General features: G+C 66.6%; 20 protein-coding genes. 13 read left to right on the top strand and 7 right to left on the bottom strand.

All coding sequences use genetic code 11. From position 1 onward, the window contains the following. Positions 1-37 precede the first annotated feature (37 nt). Positions 38-1,165: a bifunctional diaminohydroxyphosphoribosylaminopyrimidine deaminase/5-amino-6-(5-phosphoribosylamino)uracil reductase RibD gene (gene ribD / locus HU735_RS16050; RefSeq protein WP_186714292.1), complete on the bottom strand. Its 1,128-nt coding sequence runs from the start codon at positions 1,163-1,165 to the stop codon at positions 38-40. A gap of 2 nt (positions 1,166-1,167) precedes the next feature. Next, on the bottom strand, positions 1,168-1,632 hold the full coding sequence (gene nrdR / locus HU735_RS16055; protein ID WP_009685710.1) for a transcriptional regulator NrdR: 465 nt from the start codon (positions 1,630-1,632) through the stop codon (positions 1,168-1,170). A gap of 105 nt (positions 1,633-1,737) precedes the next feature. Here nrdR and HU735_RS16060 point away from each other — a divergent pair, with 105 nt between their 5' ends. From HU735_RS16060 to trxA, 3 genes are read left to right on the top strand one after another with little or no spacing between them, the layout of a single operon-like run. After that, a complete protein-coding gene (locus HU735_RS16060) occupies positions 1,738-2,190 on the top strand; it encodes a YbaY family lipoprotein (RefSeq protein WP_186714293.1) in 453 nt (150 codons plus the stop codon). Further along, positions 2,191-2,850: a 50S ribosomal protein L11 methyltransferase gene (locus HU735_RS16065; protein ID WP_186714294.1), complete on the top strand. Its 660-nt coding sequence runs from the start codon at positions 2,191-2,193 to the stop codon at positions 2,848-2,850. A gap of 31 nt (positions 2,851-2,881) precedes the next feature. Further along, positions 2,882-3,769, top strand: coding sequence for a thioredoxin (gene trxA, locus HU735_RS16070; protein WP_186714295.1), 888 nt, complete (start codon positions 2,882-2,884; stop codon positions 3,767-3,769). A 27-nt stretch (positions 3,770-3,796) separates the two neighbouring features. On the opposite strand, the gene HU735_RS16075 is transcribed toward trxA, so the two are convergent. Beyond that, positions 3,797-4,141, bottom strand: coding sequence for a hypothetical protein (locus HU735_RS16075; protein WP_186714296.1), 345 nt, complete (start codon positions 4,139-4,141; stop codon positions 3,797-3,799). 134 nt (positions 4,142-4,275) lie between these two features. Between HU735_RS16075 and HU735_RS16080 the strand changes: the two genes are divergently transcribed. The 5 genes from HU735_RS16080 to HU735_RS16100 all read left to right on the top strand — a co-directional run bounded on the left by HU735_RS16080 (position 4,276) and on the right by HU735_RS16100 (position 8,292). Continuing rightward, the gene (locus HU735_RS16080; RefSeq protein WP_186714297.1) at positions 4,276-4,857 is read left to right on the top strand and encodes a DUF2796 domain-containing protein; all 582 of its coding nucleotides are present in this window, start codon (positions 4,276-4,278) and stop codon (positions 4,855-4,857) included. Continuing rightward, complete coding sequence (locus HU735_RS16085; protein WP_186714298.1) at positions 4,858-5,568, top strand: ABC transporter ATP-binding protein; 711 nt, start codon at positions 4,858-4,860, stop codon at positions 5,566-5,568. Next, positions 5,568-6,833, top strand: coding sequence for an ABC transporter permease (locus HU735_RS16090; protein WP_110738037.1), 1,266 nt, complete (start codon positions 5,568-5,570; stop codon positions 6,831-6,833). The genes HU735_RS16085 and HU735_RS16090 overlap by 1 nt, the downstream gene beginning before the upstream one ends. Before the next feature lie 129 nt (positions 6,834-6,962). Further along, the gene (locus HU735_RS16095) at positions 6,963-7,499 is read left to right on the top strand and encodes a DUF3299 domain-containing protein (protein WP_186714308.1); all 537 of its coding nucleotides are present in this window, start codon (positions 6,963-6,965) and stop codon (positions 7,497-7,499) included. A 109-nt stretch (positions 7,500-7,608) separates the two neighbouring features. After that, positions 7,609-8,292 carry an OmpW family outer membrane protein gene (locus tag HU735_RS16100; RefSeq protein WP_028690266.1) on the top strand — a complete coding sequence of 228 codons (684 nt, stop codon included), beginning with the start codon at positions 7,609-7,611 and terminating at the stop codon, positions 8,290-8,292. Here the strand turns inward: HU735_RS16100 and HU735_RS16105 are convergent. Beyond that, positions 8,280-9,500, bottom strand: coding sequence for an MFS transporter (locus HU735_RS16105; protein WP_186714299.1), 1,221 nt, complete (start codon positions 9,498-9,500; stop codon positions 8,280-8,282). The genes HU735_RS16100 and HU735_RS16105 overlap by 13 nt on opposite strands. Positions 9,501-9,604: 104 nt before the next feature. On the opposite strand from HU735_RS16105, the gene HU735_RS16110 reads away from it, so the two are divergent. After that, positions 9,605-10,045, top strand: coding sequence for a helix-turn-helix domain-containing protein (locus tag HU735_RS16110; RefSeq protein ID WP_062575347.1), 441 nt, complete (start codon positions 9,605-9,607; stop codon positions 10,043-10,045). A gap of 75 nt (positions 10,046-10,120) precedes the next feature. On the opposite strand, the gene HU735_RS16115 is transcribed toward HU735_RS16110, so the two are convergent. Both HU735_RS16115 and HU735_RS16120 read right to left on the bottom strand, forming a co-directional pair. Continuing rightward, positions 10,121-11,053, bottom strand: coding sequence for an NAD-dependent epimerase/dehydratase family protein (locus HU735_RS16115; RefSeq protein WP_186714300.1), 933 nt, complete (start codon positions 11,051-11,053; stop codon positions 10,121-10,123). Further along, on the bottom strand, positions 11,046-11,930 hold the full coding sequence (locus HU735_RS16120) for a sugar nucleotide-binding protein (protein ID WP_028690262.1): 885 nt from the start codon (positions 11,928-11,930) through the stop codon (positions 11,046-11,048). Before HU735_RS16120 ends, HU735_RS16115 begins: the two co-directional genes overlap by 8 nt. A gap of 181 nt (positions 11,931-12,111) precedes the next feature. Here HU735_RS16120 and HU735_RS16125 point away from each other — a divergent pair, with 181 nt between their 5' ends. After that, complete coding sequence (locus HU735_RS16125) at positions 12,112-12,951, top strand: alpha/beta fold hydrolase (RefSeq protein ID WP_186714301.1); 840 nt, start codon at positions 12,112-12,114, stop codon at positions 12,949-12,951. Between the two features lie 160 nt (positions 12,952-13,111). Here the strand turns inward: HU735_RS16125 and HU735_RS16130 are convergent, their stop codons facing one another. Continuing rightward, positions 13,112-13,924 (bottom strand): helix-turn-helix transcriptional regulator, encoded by an 813-nt coding sequence (locus tag HU735_RS16130; protein WP_186714302.1) that lies wholly within the window; start codon positions 13,922-13,924, stop codon positions 13,112-13,114. A gap of 181 nt (positions 13,925-14,105) precedes the next feature. On the opposite strand from HU735_RS16130, the gene HU735_RS16135 reads away from it, so the two are divergent. The 3 genes from HU735_RS16135 (at position 14,106) to HU735_RS27285 (ending at position 16,755) form a co-directional block, all read left to right on the top strand. Next, positions 14,106-15,548: an alanine/glycine:cation symporter family protein gene (locus HU735_RS16135; RefSeq protein ID WP_050703570.1), complete on the top strand. Its 1,443-nt coding sequence runs from the start codon at positions 14,106-14,108 to the stop codon at positions 15,546-15,548. Between the two features lie 75 nt (positions 15,549-15,623). Then, positions 15,624-16,613, top strand: a complete 990-nt coding sequence (locus HU735_RS16140) for an asparaginase (protein ID WP_186714303.1) — start codon at positions 15,624-15,626, stop codon at positions 16,611-16,613. Beyond that, positions 16,600-16,755, top strand: a complete 156-nt coding sequence (locus HU735_RS27285) for a hypothetical protein (protein ID WP_186714304.1) — start codon at positions 16,600-16,602, stop codon at positions 16,753-16,755. The genes HU735_RS16140 and HU735_RS27285 overlap by 14 nt, the downstream gene beginning before the upstream one ends. Positions 16,756-16,827: the final 72 nt, after the last annotated feature.

Below are 16,827 nucleotides of genomic sequence, written 5' to 3' on the forward strand. Positions count from 1 at the left end.
TTCTCCTAGATACGGGCTGCGCGAGGCAAGCCTGGCATTATACGCCGGGGGGCGGCAGGGGGATGGCAGTGACTCGCCAGTCATCGCCGACCGCGCGCATTTCGGTGATCTTCAGTCGCGGCGCCTCGCTCATTTTCGACAGCGGCCAGTCCAGCAACGGACGGGCGTCGGAGCCGAGGAAGGTGCCGGCGACGAACAGCTGGTACTCGTCGACCAGGCCCTGGCGGGCGAAGGCGCCGACCAGGCCGGCGCCGGCCTCCAGCAGGATTTCGTTGACCCCGCGCCCGGCCAGAGTGCGCAGCAGTGCAGGCAGGTCGACGCGGCCCGCGCTGCCGGGCAGGTTGATCAGTTCATGGCCGGCGGCCGCGTAGCGCGGGTCTTCGCCCGCGGCGGTCACCACCAGCGCCGGGCCGGCCTGGAAGAACGGCGCGTCCAGCGGCAGGCGCAGGCGCCCGTCGACCAGCACGCGCAACGGCGGACGCGACAGGGCCAGGGCGGTGAGGGCGTCATCCAGGCCCAGTTCCTCGCCACGCACAGTCATGCGGGCGTTGTCGAACAGCACGCTCTCGGCGCTGGTCAGTACCACGCTGGAACGCGCGCGCAGGCGCTGCACCGCGGCACGCGCCGCAGGGCCGGTGATCCACTGGCTTTCGCCGCTGGCCATGGCGGTGCGGCCGTCCAGGCTCATGGCCAGCTTGGCGCGCACGAACGGCAGGCCCTGCTCCATGCGCTTGAGGAACCCGGGATTGAGCGCGCGGGCCTCGGCCTCGAGCACGCCGCTGGCGACTTCGATGCCGGCCTCGCGCAGGCGCCGCAGGCCATTGCCGGCCACTTGCGGATTGGGGTCCTGCATGGCCGCCACCACCCGCGCCACCCCGGCCTTGACCAGCGCCTCGGCGCACGGCGGCGTGCGGCCATGGTGGCTGCAGGGTTCGAGGGTGACGTAGGCGCAGCCGCCGCGGGCGCGCTCGCCGGCCTGGCGCAAGGCATGGACCTCGGCGTGCGGCTCGCCGGCACGCACATGCCAGCCTTCGCCGACCACCTCGCCGTCACGCACGATCACGCAACCCACGCGGGGGTTTGGGTGGGTGCTGTACAGGCCCTTGCGGGCCAGTTCCACGGCGCGGGCCATGTAGTGGGCGTCGAGAATGGCTTGGCTGGACATGCTTACTCTTTAGCCGGCTCGCGGGCCAGGCGGTCGATTTCTTCGCGGAATTCGTCGAGGTCCTGGAACCGCCGGTAGACCGAGGCGAAACGGATGTAGGCCACCTCGTCGAGCTTGCGCAGCTCGGCCATCACCATCTCACCGACCACCAGCGACTTCACTTCGCGCTCGCCGGTGGCGCGCAGGCGGCTCTTGATGTGCGCCAGCGCCGCTTCCAGGCGCTCGACGCTGACCGGGCGCTTTTCCAACGCGCGCTGCATGCCGGCGCGCAGCTTGTCTTCGTCGAAGGGCTGGCGCGTGCCGTCCTGCTTGATCAGCCGGGGCAGGACCAGCTCGGCGGTTTCGAAGGTAGTGAAGCGCTCGCCGCAGGCGACGCATTCGCGCCGGCGACGCACCTGTTCGCCCTCGGCGACCAGACGCGAGTCGATGACCTTGGTGTCGTTGGCACCGCAAAACGGACAGTGCATGGTGGCAGGCAACAAAAAAAGGGAGGGCCATGGTAGCGCATTGCACTGGCAAGACAAGCCAAAGGGTTTACCATCCATGCAAATCTGCCCGTGAAGGACTACCCCATGCACCCTCGAGCGCTCGTCGTGCTGTGTTGCGCCGCCCTGCTCGCCGCCTGCGGCAGCGACCGCCCCAAGCCGGAACAAGCGCCACCCCCGGTGCCGGCCAAGGTGGCGAAGAAAACCGAACCCCTGGGCCCGCTGCCGGCCTACCAGCGCGAACTGAGCGGCACCCTGCTGGAAATCCCGGCGGGCGCCGACGTGGAGCTGGCCCTGCTGGTGATCGACGAGCGCGGCCGGCCACAGCAACTGCTGGCCAGCAGCACCCTGAACGGCACCGGCCAGGCCCTGCCCTACCGCCTGCGCTTCAACCCTGAAGCCTTCCCCGCCGGGGCCCGGGTCGAACTGCGCGGCCGCGCCAGCCGCTCCGGCCAGCTGATCCTGCACTTGCCGCCGGTTCGCATCGCTCAGGCCCAGACTCAGGCCACCGGCCCGCTGCGTTTCGAAAAGGCACCCTAGATGGCCCCGGCAATCCTGCAACAGGCCCTGAGCGGCCTGATCGGCGAAGCGCGCCTGATCGTCAGCGAGCTGCCCGGGTGCGACCTGAAGCTCTGGTTGATCGACGACCAGAACATGGACCGCGAATTCACCCGCGAGGAAACCCGGCGCATTCTCGAGGAGCCGCCTTACTGGAGCTTCTGCTGGGCCAGCGGCCTGGCCATGGCGCGCTACCTGGCCGAGCACCCGCAGTGGGTGCTCGGCAAGCGCGTGCTGGATTTCGGCGCCGGCTCCGGCATCGCCGGGATCGCCGCCGCCCGGGCCGGCGCCCTGGAGGTGGTGGCCTGCGACCTTGATCCGCTGGCGCTGGACGCCTGTCGCGCCAACGCCGCGCTGAACGGCGTGACGCTGAGCTACAGCAGCGATTTCTTCGCCGAGGCCGACCGCTTCGACCTGATCCTGGTCGCCGATGTGCTCTACGACCGCGCCAACCTGCCGCTGCTGGACGAGTTCCTCAGCCGTGGTCGCCAGGCGCTGGTGGCCGACTCGCGGGTGCGCGACTTCAGCCACCCGCTGTATCGCCCCCTCGGGGTGCTCGAGGCGCTGACCCTGCCGGATCTGGCCGAGCCGCACGAATTCCGCCGGGTCAGCCTGTACCATGCCAGCCGCGAGCCCTTATAGTGGGGGTATTCACGGATTTGCGAGAGTCACGATGAGCCAAGCTCCTGTTAACACAAGCCTACCATTTATCTTCGATGCCACCGATGCCAACTTCCAGCAACTGGTCATCGAGAACTCCTTCCACAAGCCGGTGCTGGTCGACTTCTGGGCCGAGTGGTGCGCGCCATGCAAGGCGCTGATGCCGCTGCTGGCGAAGATTACCGAGGGTTATCAGGGCGAACTGCTGCTGGCCAAGATCAACTGCGACGTCGAGCAGCAAATCGTCGCCCAGTTCGGCATCCGCAGCCTGCCGACCGTGGTGCTGTTCAAGGACGGCCAGCCGGTCGACGGTTTCGCCGGTGCCCAGCCCGAGTCGGCCATCCGCGCCATGCTCGAACCCCATGTACAGATGCCCGCGCCGCCCGCCGCCGCGCCGCTGGAGCAGGCCAAGGCGCTGTTCGCCGAAAGCCGTTTCAGCGAAGCCGAGGCACTGCTGCAGGTGCTGCTGGGTGAAGACAACAGCAATGCCGAGGCGCTGATCCTCTACGCCCGCTGCCTGGCCGAGCGCGGCGAGCTGGGCGAGGCCCAGGTGGTGCTCGACGCGGTCAAGACCGACGAGCACAAGGCCGCCCTGGCCGGCGCCAAGGCCCAGCTGACCTTCCTGCGCCAGGCCGCCAGCCTACCGGAAGCCGCCGAGCTGAAGAGCCGCCTGGCGCAGAATCCGCAGGACGACGAAGCGGCCTACCAGCTGTGCATCCAGCAGTTGGCGCGCCAGCAGTACGAGGCCGCGATGGATGGGCTGCTGAAGCTGTTCCAGCGCAACCGCGCCTACGAGAACGGCCTGCCGCAAAAGGCCTTGCTGCAGGTGTTCGAACTGCTGGGCAATGCTCACCCGCTGGTCAGCGTGTATCGCCGCAAGCTGTCCGCTGCGCTGTTCTGAGGTTGTTGGGGCTGCATTGCAGCCCCCTCATCCCACCCAGCGATACACCGGCGCGTCCACGCCGCTTTCCACCTTCACCTCACTGCTGTGGCGCAAGCGCACCAGCAGCCGCTTGCCCGCCGCCACGCTCCCGGCCAGCCCTTCCAGGCGCTCCAGCAGCTCCGGCCCGCTCATCTGCCCCGCCTGGCGCAGCACGTCACGCGCCGCCACCCACTGCCCGTCATCCTGCCGAGGCGCCGGGCTGCCACTGACCGGCTGAGTCTCGACGGCTGCCGGCACTTCCAGCCGACGTCCCAGCTGCGCCCACTCTTCCGGCGCCAGTTCGACGGTCAGGTCCACCGGCCATTCACCGATCTGTCCACGAATTCTCACGATAGGTACCCTGCCTCCAGTCTCGATGCCGCCATGCTCCCACGAACATGAAACCTGTGCCAGGCAGGCTGGCGGGGCAAAGAAAAATTGTTATAACATCACAAAATCTTTCCAAGCCGCCTGTGGAGCCGTCCATGCGTCGTCTGTTGCTCGCCCTGCCCTTCGCCCTGCTGCCCCTGGCCGTGGCCCATGCCCACGACGACCACGATCATGACCACGCCCATGGCACCCTCGGCACCCACGAGCATGGCGTGGCCAAGCTCAATGCGGTGCTCGACGGCAACACCCTCGAACTGGAACTGGACAGCCCGGCGATGAACCTGGTCGGCTTCGAGCATGTGGCCAGCAGCGATGCCGACAAGGCCAAGGTCGCCGCCGCCCGCCAGCAGCTCGAACAGCCCCTGAAACTGTTTGGCGTTGCCCCGGCCGCCGGTTGCAAGGAAGACGCCCAGGAGCTGGAAAGCCCGCTGTTCGGTGACGCCGCCCAGGCCGACGAGGATGGCGACAGCCATGAGCACGGTCACGGTCACGCCCACGCCGACGTCAACGCCCACTATCAGCTGACCTGCGCCACCCCGGGCAAACTCGCTCAGATCGATCTCGGCCCACTGTTCAAGACCTTCCCGCAGACCCAGAAGATCAACGTGCAACTGATCGGCCCCAACGGCCAGAAAGGCATCGAGGCCACCCCCGCCAAGGCCGTGGTCGCGTTCTGAATGAACCAGCCGCTGATCGAACTGCATGACCTGGTGTTCGCCTGGCCCGGCCAGGCGCCGCTGCTGGAAATCCCTTCATTTCGCCTGGAGCCCGGCGAGGCACTGTTCCTCAAGGGCCCCAGCGGCAGCGGCAAGACCACCCTGCTCGGCCTGCTGGGCGGCGTCAACCGTCCCGGGCAAGGCAGCATCCGCCTGCTTGGCCAGGACCTCGCGGCCATGGGCCAGGGCGCGCGCGACCGTTTCCGGGTCGATCACACCGGCTACATTTTCCAGCAGTTCAACCTGCTTCCGTTCCTGTCGGTGCGGGAGAATGTCGAGCTGCCCTGCCGCTTCTCGAAAAGCCGCGCGGCCCGCGCCGCCCAGCGCCATGGCAGCATCGACCAGGCCGCTGCCCAACTGCTCGCTCACCTGGGCCTGGACGACCCGACCCTGCTCGCCCGCCGCGCCGACAGCCTGTCGATCGGCCAGCAGCAGCGGGTTGCCGCGGCACGGGCGCTGATCGGTCAGCCCGAGCTGGTGATCGCCGACGAGCCCACCTCGGCCCTCGACGCCGATACCCGCGAGGCCTTCATCCGCCTGCTGTTCGACGAGTGCCGCGACGCCGGCGCCAGCCTGCTGTTCGTCAGCCATGACCAGAGCCTGGCGCCGCTGTTCGACCGCCACCTGTCCCTGGCCGAGCTCAACCGCGCCGCCAAGCCCCGGGAGGCCTGATGTACCTGCTTCGCCTTGCCCTGGCCAGCCTGGCCAACCGCCGTTTCACCGCCCTGCTCACCGCCTTTGCCATCGCCCTGTCGGTGTGCCTGCTGCTGGCCGTCGAGCGGGTGCGCACCGAGGCCCGCGCCAGCTTCGCCAGCACCATCAGCGGCACCGACCTGATCGTCGGCGCCCGCTCGGGGTCGGTGAACCTGCTGCTGTACTCGGTGTTCCGCATCGGCAACGCCACCAACAACATCCGCTGGGACAGCTACCAGCACTACGCCAGCGACCCGCGGGTGAAATGGGCGATCCCCATCTCCCTGGGCGACTCGCACCGTGGCTACCGGGTGATGGGCACCACCACCGACTACTTCAGCCATTACCAGTTCGGCCGCCGCCAGCACTTGGCACTCGACCAGGGCCGGGCGTTCGCCGACGATCCGTTCGAGGTAGTGCTCGGCGCCGAAGTGGCCGAGGCGCTGCACTACAAGCTCGGCGACAAGCTGGTACTGGCGCATGGTGTAGCCGCCATCAGCCTGGTCAAGCATGACGACAAACCGTTCACCGTGGTCGGCGTGCTCGAGCGCACCGGCACCCCGGTGGACCGCACCCTGCACATCAGCCTGGCCGGCATGGAGGCGATCCACATCGACTGGCACAACGGCGTGCCGGCCCGTGGCGCCGGGCGCATCAGCGCCGAGCAGGCCCGCACCATGGACCTGCAGCCCGCGGCCATCACTGCCTTCATGCTCGGGCTCAACAGCAAGATCGCCACCTTCAGCCTGCAGCGCGAGATCAACGAGTACCGCGCCGAACCGCTGCTGGCGATCCTGCCAGGCGTGGCCCTGCAGGAGCTGTGGAGCCTGATGGGCACGGCAGAGCAGGCGTTGTTCGTGGTGTCGCTGTTCGTCGTGCTCACCGGCCTGATCGGCATGCTCACGGCCATTCTCACCAGCCTCAACGAACGCCGCCGGGAAATGGCCATCCTGCGTTCGGTGGGCGCCCGCCCCTGGCACATCGCCGGGCTGCTGGTGCTCGAGGCGCTGGCCCTGGCGCTGGCGGGCATCGCCGCCGGGCTGGGGTTGCTGTATGCGGGCATCGCCCTGGCCCAGGGTTATGTGCAGGCCAACTATGGGCTATACCTGCCACTGGCCTGGCCGAGCGCCCACGAGTGGACCTTGCTGGCCATCATCCTCGGCGCGGCGCTGCTGATGGGCAGCGTGCCAGCCTGGCGCGCCTATCGGCAGTCGTTGGCCGATGGTTTGTCGATTCATCTCTGAGAAATGCCAATGATCCGAATCCTCGCTGCCTGTCTCGCAGCCCCAGCGAACGTGGTCGGCGCCTCTGCGTGGGAGCGGGCTTGCCCCGCGAAGCAGACGCCTCGACACCTGGCACCGGCGCTGCCGGTGATCGCGGGGCAAGCCCGCTCCCACGCCAGGGTGCTGCTCGTGGCACTGCTGCTGTTCTCACTGCCAGCCTGGGCCGCCGACCCTCGCGAACTGGACTGGCCTGCCCTGATCCCCGAGGGCGCGCCGGTCATCCCGCCACAACTGACGCCCCTGCACGACCTGTCGCAGATCAGCGACGCGCTGTCCGCCGAGGCGGCCCCCGCCGCCCGCCAGCAGGCGCCCAACGCGCCGGTGGTGAAAACCCTGGACGGCCAGCAGGTGAAGATCCCCGGCTACATCGTGCCGCTGGAAGTCAGCGAGGAAGGCCGCACCACCGAGTTCCTCCTGGTGCCCTACTACGGCGCCTGCATCCATGTGCCGCCCCCGCCGTCGAACCAGATCGTGCATATCTTCAGCGAGATGGGCGTGCGCATCGAGGACCTTTACCAGCCCTACTGGATCGAGGGCACGATGCAGGTCAAGGCCAGCAGCAGCGAGCTGGCGGATGCCGGCTACCAGATGGAAGCAGAGAAAATCTACGCTTACGAGCTGAAGTGAGCACTGCGTCACCCCGATAGCACGGCTTCTTTGAGCTGGGTCAAACTTTCTGTTTAGTCAGCTTCGTACCATTGGACTACTCGATTACTCACGTCCTCTGGGAGCTTCCATGAACAAGTCCTTGCTCGGTGCCTCGCTCGTCGCGTTGGCGCTTGCAGCCCCTGTCGCCCACGCCCACCAGGCGGGGGACTTCATCCTCCGCGCCGGCGCCATCACCACCGCGCCTAACGAGAACAGCGGCGACATCAAGCTCGACGGCGCCAAGGTCTCGGGCACCAAGGCGACCCTGGACAGCGACACCCAGCTGGGCCTGGCCTTCGCTTATATGCTCACCGATCACATCGGTCTCGAACTGCTGGCCGCCACCCCGTTCCAGCACAAAGTCGGCGTCAAGGGCCTCGGCCCTGGACTGGACGGCAAGCTGGCCGACATCAAGCAACTGCCGCCGACCCTGTCGCTGCAGTACTACCCGATGGCGCCGTCCTCGAAGTTCCAGCCGTACGCTGGCGTGGGCATCAACTACACGATGTTCTTCGATGAAGACCTGACCAGCGACCGCAAGGCCCAGGGCTTCAGCAACATGAAACTGAAGGACTCGGTCGGCATCGCCGGCCAGCTGGGCATGGACTACATGCTCACCGACAACCTGCTGCTCAACGCCGCGGTCTGGTACGTCGACATCGACACCAAGGCCAGCATCGACGGCCCGAGCGCCCTGGGCGTCGGCAAGACCAAGGTCGACGTCGATGTCGATCCGTGGGTCTACATGGTCGGTATCGGCTACAAGTTCTGATCCGCAGGCGCGCCTGCTCCCTCTGGAGCGGGCGCGCCACGCATCGTCTCGACGCTCCAGAGATACCCCCAGTAGCCCCAGGCTAGCGCGCTTATCCCCGCCCCCAACCCGCACACCGCCACCCAGCCCCACTGCCCGTACACCCAGGTCGCCACGATCGCTCCCACCCCACTACCGATCGAATAGCAGCACATGTAGGCGCCGATCAGCCGGCTGGCCATCTCGCCGCGCCCCGCCAGCAGCAGACTCTGGTTGGTCACATGCACCGCCTGCACGGCCAGGTCCAGCATCAGAATCCCGATTACCAGCGCCAGCAATGACTGCTCGAGGTAGGCGATGGGTAGCCACGACAGGGTCAGCAGGCCCAATGCCCAGCCAGTCACCCGCCGTCCATGCCCCTGATCCGCCAGACGCCCGGCACGCGATGCCGCCAGTGCCCCCGCCACGCCGGCCAGACCGAACAGCCCGACTTGCGTGTGATCCAGCGCCAGTGGCACGGCGCTCAAGGGCAGCACCATCGCGCTCCACAGCACACTGAACGCCGCGAATACCAGCACCGCGAACAGGCCGCGCTGACGCAGCAGGCGGTCATGTCGATACAGCCGCAGCACCGATGCCAGCAACGCCCGATAGCGCTGCCTCTGCCCCTGCGGCCTGGCGGCGGGCAAGCGCCAGGCGAGCAGCCCCGCCATTGCCAGTGCAAGCACCGCCGCCACGCCATACACACCCTGCCAGCCGAGCAGGTCGGCCACTGCGCCCGACACCAGGCGCGCCGAGAGAATGCCCAGCACCACGCCGCTGGTCACCGTGCCCACCGCCTGCCCTTGTTCGGCGGGCGTGGCCAATGTGGCGGCATGCGCCACCATCACTTGCACCACCACCGCGGCCAGGCCGACCAGGGCCATTGCGGCCAGCAGCACGGCCCAGTCCACGGCAAAGGCCACGGCCAGCAAGGCGCCGGATGAGACCAGCAACTGGCCGAGGATCAGCCGCTTGCGATCGAGCAGATCCCCCAGCGGCACAATCAGCAGCAACCCCAAGGCATAGCCGGCCTGTGTCATCCCGACTACCAGGCCGGCGCGGGCGCTGCTCACCCCAAGGCTCGCCGCCATCGACTCCAGCAGCGGCTGGGCGAGATACACCGTGGCCACGGCCAGGGCGCAGGCGGCGGCCAACAACAACGTCAATCCGCGGGTGAGCGTCGACATCGAAGACTCCCTTTCAATTCTGGTTTCAATTTAAAACCACATGACTGGCCTTTTAACAAAGGTGGTTTTATTCTGCAACCAGATAGACACCCAAGGATCGCGCCATGCTCGACGAGAACAACCAGCAATGCCCTGTGGCCCGCGCCTTGGAGGTGCTCGGCGACCGCTGGGCGCTGATGATCCTGCGCGATGCCTTTGACGGCCTGCGCCGCTTCAGCGAATTGCAGAAGAACCTGGGGCTGGCGAAGAACATCCTCGCTTCGCGCTTGAAGCTGCTGGTGGAGGCTGAGCTATTGGTGCAGCAGCCGGCCTCGGATGGCAGTGCCTACAAGGAATATGTGCTGACCGAACGGGGGCGCTCGGTGTTTCCGATCGTGATCGGCTTGCGTCAGTGGGGGGAGCGCTACCTGTTCACAGCGGGGGAGTCACGCTCGCAGCTGGTCGATGATCGTGGCCAGGGCCTGGAGACGCTGCAGGTGCGGGCCCGGGATGGGCGGGAGGTGCGGCCGGAGGATTGCCGCCGGCGGGTGGTCCGACACTCGTGATGTCATCGCGGGGCAAGCCCGCTCCCACCAGCCCCCCATGGCGGCGTGGGAGCGAGCTTGCCCCGCGATGGGGATTCAGACCTTGCCGAGCAACCGCGCCAGCCCCTCGACGAACGGCGTCGGCTCAGGGAACGCGAAGCGCGCCAGCAAGCGCGAATTGTCCGCCCGCGAATGGCGGATATCGCCCGAGCGGGCCTGACCGTAGCTGACCGCCGGCAAACCGCCCACCACCTGCTCCAGCGCCTTGAGCAGCTGGTTCAGCGAAGTCGCCTGGTTCAGGCCGATATTCACCGCGCCCTCTTCCACCACCGGCTGCTCAAGCGCCTGCACCATCACCTGGACCAGATCGCCGACGAACAGGAAGTCGCGGGTCTGCTCGCCATCACCGAACACGGTGATCGGCGTACCCCGGGTGGCGCGCTCGCAGAAGATGCTGATCACCCCCGAATACGGCGAGGAAGGATCCTGGCGCGGCCCGAAGATATTGAAGAAGCGGAACACCACCGGCTCCAGCCCATGCTGGCGACGGTAGAAGTCCAGGTATTGCTCGCTGGCCAGCTTGTCCACCGCATAGGGGGTCAGCGGTGCCTTGGGCGTGTCCTCGGCAATCGACTGGCCCTCGCCATTGTTGCCGTACACCGCCGCGCTGGAGGCGAACAGCACGCGGCGGATGCCATTCAGGCGCATCGCCTCGCAGACATTGAGCGTGCCGATGAAGTTGCTCTGGTGGGTCTTCACCGGGTTTTCCACCGAGGCCTGCACCGAGGCCACCGCGGCCAGGTGCACTACCGCCTGGCAGCCACTGGCGGCACGGGCCACCAGGGCGGCGTCGGCGACATCGCCTTCGAGCAGCTCAAGGCGCGGATGGCCGAGCTGCAGGTTGCTGCGCTTGCCGGTCGACAGGTCGTCGAGGATACGCACCGCGTAGCCTTTCTCCAGCAACGCATCGCACAGGTGGGAGCCAATGAAGCCGGCACCGCCGGTGATCAGGATGGGGGCGTCAGCCATGTCGGTAGAATCGGTCCAGTAGGGGCGGCAAGCCGGCGCGCCAGGCACGGGGCTTGATGCCGAAGGTGTGAAGGATCTTCTTGCAGGCCAGCACCGCGTGCTGCGGCTCTTCGCTGGCATCCGGGCGGGCGGCGTGGGCCTGGGCGGTTGGCGCCTGCACGGCCAGCTTGCGCCACTGGGTGGCCTCGGTGAGGATCGCCTGGCCGAGCACCAGCGGCGTGGTGGCCTCGTTGCCAGCATAGTGGTAGGTGCCCCACAACGGCGCCTGGCAATCGAGCTGCTTGAGCACCGAGAGGATCACCCGCGCGGCATCGTCCACCGGCGTCGGGTTGCCGCGTCGGTCATCGGCCAGCAGCAGTTCCTGGGGCTGTTCGGCGCGGGTCAGGAAGCGCCCGAGCGCGCCGTCGATGCTTTCGTCCAGCAGCCAGCCGAAGCGCAGCAGCACATGCTGCGGGCAGGTAGCGCGCACGCTCTGCTCGATGCGCCAGAGCGCCTGGCCACGCAGGCCGAGCGGCACCGGCTCGTCCTTCTCGCTGTAGGCGGTGGCGCGCGAGCCATCGAACACACGGTAGCTGGACGGTTGCACAAGGATCATCTCGTGGTGCTGGCACAGTTCGGCGAGCCGCTCCACCGCCCGCTCCTGCTGGGCCAGACGTTGCTCGCTGACGGACTCGGCCTGGAACCAGTCGAAATAATAGGCCAGGTTGACCACGGCGTGCGGGCGTTGCTCGTCGAGCAGCAGAGTCAGGCTGGCCGGATCCCAGCCGTTTTCCGGCGGGCGAGGCGCCAGGAAGGCGATGTCTTCCTCGGCCCCGAGACGAATCAGCGCTTGCCCGAGGGCATTGCCACCACCCAACAGCATCAGGCGCATACGCATAGAGTCAACAGGTCCGGTCTGGTCGATGGAGGAAAGGGTTCATTTTGCTGTTTCCGGCAGGGGAAGTCCAACCCAGGCAAGGCCTGGCACGCACCGCGTGGCGATTGGCGCCGGTCGGGGCGGTATTCCGCCTTTGCCGACAGCTACTTATACTGCGCCAGGCCTGTTCAAGGAGATCAACATGGATGCCGAACTGAACACTGCGCAACGCGCCAGCTGGCAATTCGACGAGCCCGCGCCCGGCCCGGAGCGGTTCATCGACGAGGATTTCGACGACTATCGCCAGCAGGCGCGCCTGCTGCTACCGGACACCGAGCGTGCCCCCACGGTATTCGTGGTCGGCGGCGCACGCTCCGACTTCACCCGCCTCAACCCGTTGCTCTATCGCCTCCAGCAACAGGGTATCGGCTCGTTGACCGGCAACCTCTCCGGCCACAGCCTGGCCAGCGAACCCGGGGCGAAGGACGCCTCGCTGGCCAGCAACCTGGATGAGGCCCTGCGCTTTCACCAACACCTAGACGCCCGCAGCGACACCCTGGTCGGCCACAGCCTGGGCGCCGCCATCGCCCTGAAGCTGGCCGCCCAGCGCCCCAGCGTACGCAAGCTGGTGCTGATCTGCCCGGCGGTCTACCCCGACGCGGCCCATGCCGCGCCTTTCGGGCCGGCCTTCAGCGAGGCCATCCGCAAGCCTTTTGCCTTCCTCGACTGCGACAGCTACGCCTTCCTGCGCCAGTTCCAGGGCCGGGTGCTGCTGGTGATTGGTGAATACGACGGGCTCAACTCCAGGGTCCACGGCCAGGGGCCCGGCACCTCGGCCGGCACCCGGCGGCTGGCGGGCGTCGAGCGCTACAGCCCGATTCCCGAGGAGGTCACCCACGCCTTGCTGCGCTCGGTGCCCGCGCCCCATGTGGAATGCCTGATGCTCACCGACTGCGACCACGGCATCGCCGCGCACCTGCGCGACCGACCGGAGGTGGCGGACCAGGTGGCCGATGCGGTGGCGGCGTTCATTCTCGATTGAAGTGGGTCGAAGACTGCTGTACTTGCGTGGGAGCGGGCTTGCCCCGCGATGGCGTCCGATCGGGCGACCTCGTTGGTCGTGCTGACGCCATCGCGGGGCAAGCCCACTCCCACGCATCAATGCGCCCTCAATGCGCCCTCAATGCGCCATCAATGATGGCTCACTCGATCTCGAACAACCCGTTGCTGACCATCCCCGCGCTCAGCCGGTCACGGATGTCGTCGTCGATACGCGGATCATCCGGGCGGTACAGCTTGATCTGCCGGAAGGCGTTGATGCGATTGATCTCCTCGCCCAGGTATTCCCACACCACCCGGGTGCACGCCGGATTGCGCCGGTCACCGCTGGAGACCCCGGTCTTGAGGCCGTTCAGACGGCTGATGCGGCTCTTGAAGCTGGGGATGAGGACGGTCTGGCTCATCTCGTTGAGGGTCAGCGACTCGTAGTCGATCAGGAACATCCTGTCCTGCAACTGGAACGCCGCGCCCAGATAGCGACAGCGCACCTCGGCGTGCTGGTCGAGGCCGCTGCTGCGCTCCTGGCGTTCCTGGCGCTCGAACAAAAAGCTGCCGCGCTCCTCCCACAGGTGCACCAGCGACACCAGGATCGAGCCCGGCACCGACATGCAGTTGGAGTATTCGAAGTAGTAGCCGCAATAGCGCGACAGGTTGCCGGCTTCTTTATGCAGCGGCTTGAACAGTTCGCTGATCGGGTCGTCCTGGGAACCGACCCGCTGATCCTGACTGCGTGCGCCGATCAAGCGGGCAAACTGTTCGGGCGGCAGACCCAGCTCGTAATCCTCGACGCCGAAGAAGTCGCCGATGCGCTTGAGGTTGTAGGCCGTCGGACGGCTCTGGCCGCTCAGGTACTTGTTGAACTGCGCGCGATTGATCGACAGCTGCCGGCAAACCTCGGAGATAGAGCGGTAGTGGCTGCAGGCCAATTTGAGGTTGGTAGCGAAGTGATCGCCCATGATGCGTGGGTCCGGATGATGCGAGTGACGCCATTCTAGCATCAAGTCGCACCAAAATGGAGCAACCCGCGAAATTGTAACCACAGTTGTCATAGCCAACCATGCGCCCCCAATGAATAGCGGTGCGCCTGCCGCCCGCTGGTCTTTCCACGCGAAGAATAAGAATCGAGGTCATTTTCCAATGCTCGAAGCACTCAACGATTTCCTTTCGGGGAAGCTTCTCATCGTGCTGATTGTCGGTCTCGGCAGTTACTTCACGATCCGCTCTCGGTTCGTCCAGTTCCGCCATTTCGGCCACATGTTCGGTGTCTTCAAGGAATCCCTTCGCGGCCAGGCAGGCCAACTGAGCTCGTTCCAGGCCCTGATGCTGAGCCTGGCCGGTCGCGTCGGCGCCGGTAACATCGCCGGTGTCGGTATCGCCGTGACCCTCGGCGGTCCGGGCGCCGTGTTCTGGATGTGGGTTACCGCACTGGTGGGCATGTCCAGCAGCTTCTTCGAATGCACCCTGGCCCAGGTCTACAAGCGCGCCGATGGCGATGGCCTGTACCGCGGCGGCCCGGCGTACTACATCCAGCACGGCCTGAAGCTGAAAAGCATGGCGATCGTGTTCTCGATCCTGCTGCTAGTCACCTACGGCTTCGCCTTCATCGGCCTGCAGTCGTACACCGTGACCCACTCGCTGCAGAACGCCTTTGCCTTCGATCCGAAGCACACCGGTATCGTCCTGGCAGCGCTGCTGGCCCTGACCTTCATCGGCGGTATCAAGCGCATCGCCGCGGTGTCCGATCTGCTGGTACCGGTCAAGACCCTGGCCTACATCGGCGTGACCCTGTACGTGATCGGCACCCAGATCGAACACGTCCCGGCCATGCTGGAAACCATCTTCAAAAGCGCCTTCGGTCTCGACCCTGCGTTCGCTGGCCTGCTGGGCAGCGCCATCGTCATGGGCGTGAAGCGTGGCGTGTTCGCCAACGAAGCAGGCCTGGGCAGCGCGCCGAACGTCGCCGCCGTGGCCGCCGTGAAACACCCTGGCGCCCAGGGCGTAGTCCAGGCCTTCAGCGTGTTCCTCGACACCTTCGTGATCTGCACCTGCACCGCGCTGCTGATCCTGCTGTCGGGCTTCTACACCCCGGGCTTCGAAGGTGACGGCATCGTCCTGACCCAGAACTCGCTGGCCGCCGTGGTCGGTGACTGGGGCCGTGTGTTCGTCAGCGTCGCGCTGTCGCTGTTCGTCTTCACCTGCATTCTCTACAACTACTACCTGGGCGAGAACAGCCTGCAGTTCCTCAGCCGCAACCGCGCCGTGCTGATGACCTTCCGCGGCCTGGTGCTGGCGCTGGTGGTGTGGGGTTCGACGCAGGACCTGTCGACCGTGTTCGCCTTCGCCGACATCACCATGACCTGCCTGGCGTTCGTCAACCTGATCGCCCTGGCCATGCTGTTCAAGGTCGGCCTGCGCGTCATGCGCGACTACGACGCACAGCGCAAGGCCGGTATCAAGCAGCCGGTGTTCGACTCCAGCAAGTTCACCGACCTGGACCTGGACCGTGCCGCCTGGCCGGCCAATCCGCAGGCTGAAACAGCCACTGACAAAGCCGCCGTTCAGGCGCACGCTCAGCGCTGATATTCTCCCCTGCCCCAGCCGCCCCGTTCGTGGGCGGCTGCCTCTTCCTTCGCTACATCGCTACGGAAAATTCCCATGCGTGCAGTCAAGAATCTTCTCGTCCTTTACACCGGTGGCACCATCGGCATGCTGCAGACCGCCGAAGGCCTCGCGCCGGCCGGTGGCTTTGAAACGCGCATGCGCGAACATTTCGCTGCCTGCGGCGACGCGCCAAAGGTGCAGTGGTCGCTGCGTGAACTGAATCCGCTGATCGACAGCGCCAACATGCAACAGGCCAACTGGCTGGCGATGCGCGACGCCATCGTCGAGGCGGTCGAGCGTGACGGCCACGACGGCGTGCTGGTGCTGCATGGCACCGATACTTTGGCCTACAGCGCCGCGGCCCTGTCGTTCCTGCTGCTGGGTTTGCCGGCGCCGGTGCTGTTGACCGGTTCCATGCTGCCGGCCGGCGCACCGGACAGCGATGCCTGGGCCAACCTTGTCGGAGCCCTGAACCTGTTCGAAAACGGCCTGGAGGACGGCGTGCAGCTGTACTTCCACGGTCAGCTGCTACACGGCTGCCGCGCTTCGAAGCTGCGCAGCGAGGCGTTCGACGCCTTCACCGTGCTCCCGCGCCATCGCGAGAGCGAGCACGCGCCTGAACTGCCGACCCGCCTGGACTACCGTCAGCCACGTCAGCCGGTCAAGCTGGCGATCATGCCGGTGTTCCCGGGCCTTGCCGCCGAACATCTGCGTGGCCTGTTCGATAGCGGTATCCAGGGGCTGGTGCTGGAGTGCTACGGCAGTGGTACCGGGCCGTCCGACGACCAGGCGCTGCTCGACGCCCTGCATGACGCCCGCCAGGGTGGGGTGATGATCGTTGCCATCAGCCAGTGTCCGGAAGGTTCGGTGGTGTTCGACACCTATGCGGCGGGCAGCCGGCTGCGTGACACCGGACTGGTCAGTGGCGGTGGCATGACCCGCGAGGCCGCGCTGGGCAAGCTGTTTGCTCTGCTGGGCGCGGGGCTGGATGTGCAGGCGGCGGAGCATTGGTTCGCGCTGGACCTTTGTGGTGAGCGCGCTTAAGCGCATTGATCTTCCGAACGATATACGGGCTGGCTTTGGCTTTGGCTTTGGCTTTGGCTTTGGCTTTGGCTTTGGCTTTGGCTTTGGCTTTGGCTTTGGCTTTGGCTTTGGCGATCAGAAGATTAACCCCACAGCCAACTAGCGACAGCTGCGTCAGCCCAGGCGCCGCCCGTACTTTCGCGACTTCAGGAGGCCGAACGCAGGCCTTGCGGAG

It is taken from the genome of Pseudomonas sp. BW16M2 (assembly GCF_014268865.1).
Classification (GTDB): Bacteria; Pseudomonadota; Gammaproteobacteria; order Pseudomonadales; family Pseudomonadaceae; genus Aquipseudomonas; species Aquipseudomonas peradeniyensis.

What these genes read in the sequence shown, in the direction of transcription:
- ribD (WP_186714292.1), bottom strand. Translation starts at nt 1,165, where the DNA reads ATGTCCAGCCAAGCCATTCTCGACGCCCACTACATGGCCCGCGCCGTG.
- nrdR (WP_009685710.1), bottom strand. Translation starts at nt 1,632, where the DNA reads ATGCACTGTCCGTTTTGCGGTGCCAACGACACCAAGGTCATCGACTCG.
- HU735_RS16060 (WP_186714293.1), top strand. Translation starts at nt 1,738, where the DNA reads ATGCACCCTCGAGCGCTCGTCGTGCTGTGTTGCGCCGCCCTGCTCGCC.
- HU735_RS16065 (WP_186714294.1), top strand. Translation starts at nt 2,191, where the DNA reads ATGGCCCCGGCAATCCTGCAACAGGCCCTGAGCGGCCTGATCGGCGAA.
- trxA (WP_186714295.1), top strand. Translation starts at nt 2,882, where the DNA reads ATGAGCCAAGCTCCTGTTAACACAAGCCTACCATTTATCTTCGATGCC.
- HU735_RS16080 (WP_186714297.1), top strand. Translation starts at nt 4,276, where the DNA reads ATGCGTCGTCTGTTGCTCGCCCTGCCCTTCGCCCTGCTGCCCCTGGCC.
- HU735_RS16085 (WP_186714298.1), top strand. Translation starts at nt 4,858, where the DNA reads ATGAACCAGCCGCTGATCGAACTGCATGACCTGGTGTTCGCCTGGCCC.
- HU735_RS16090 (WP_110738037.1), top strand. Translation starts at nt 5,568, where the DNA reads ATGTACCTGCTTCGCCTTGCCCTGGCCAGCCTGGCCAACCGCCGTTTC.
- HU735_RS16100 (WP_028690266.1), top strand. Translation starts at nt 7,609, where the DNA reads ATGAACAAGTCCTTGCTCGGTGCCTCGCTCGTCGCGTTGGCGCTTGCA.
- HU735_RS16105 (WP_186714299.1), bottom strand. Translation starts at nt 9,500, where the DNA reads ATGTCGACGCTCACCCGCGGATTGACGTTGTTGTTGGCCGCCGCCTGC.
- HU735_RS16110 (WP_062575347.1), top strand. Translation starts at nt 9,605, where the DNA reads ATGCTCGACGAGAACAACCAGCAATGCCCTGTGGCCCGCGCCTTGGAG.
- HU735_RS16115 (WP_186714300.1), bottom strand. Translation starts at nt 11,053, where the DNA reads ATGGCTGACGCCCCCATCCTGATCACCGGCGGTGCCGGCTTCATTGGC.
- HU735_RS16120 (WP_028690262.1), bottom strand. Translation starts at nt 11,930, where the DNA reads ATGCGTATGCGCCTGATGCTGTTGGGTGGTGGCAATGCCCTCGGGCAA.
- HU735_RS16125 (WP_186714301.1), top strand. Translation starts at nt 12,112, where the DNA reads ATGGATGCCGAACTGAACACTGCGCAACGCGCCAGCTGGCAATTCGAC.
- HU735_RS16130 (WP_186714302.1), bottom strand. Translation starts at nt 13,924, where the DNA reads ATGGGCGATCACTTCGCTACCAACCTCAAATTGGCCTGCAGCCACTAC.
- HU735_RS16135 (WP_050703570.1), top strand. Translation starts at nt 14,106, where the DNA reads ATGCTCGAAGCACTCAACGATTTCCTTTCGGGGAAGCTTCTCATCGTG.
- HU735_RS16140 (WP_186714303.1), top strand. Translation starts at nt 15,624, where the DNA reads ATGCGTGCAGTCAAGAATCTTCTCGTCCTTTACACCGGTGGCACCATC.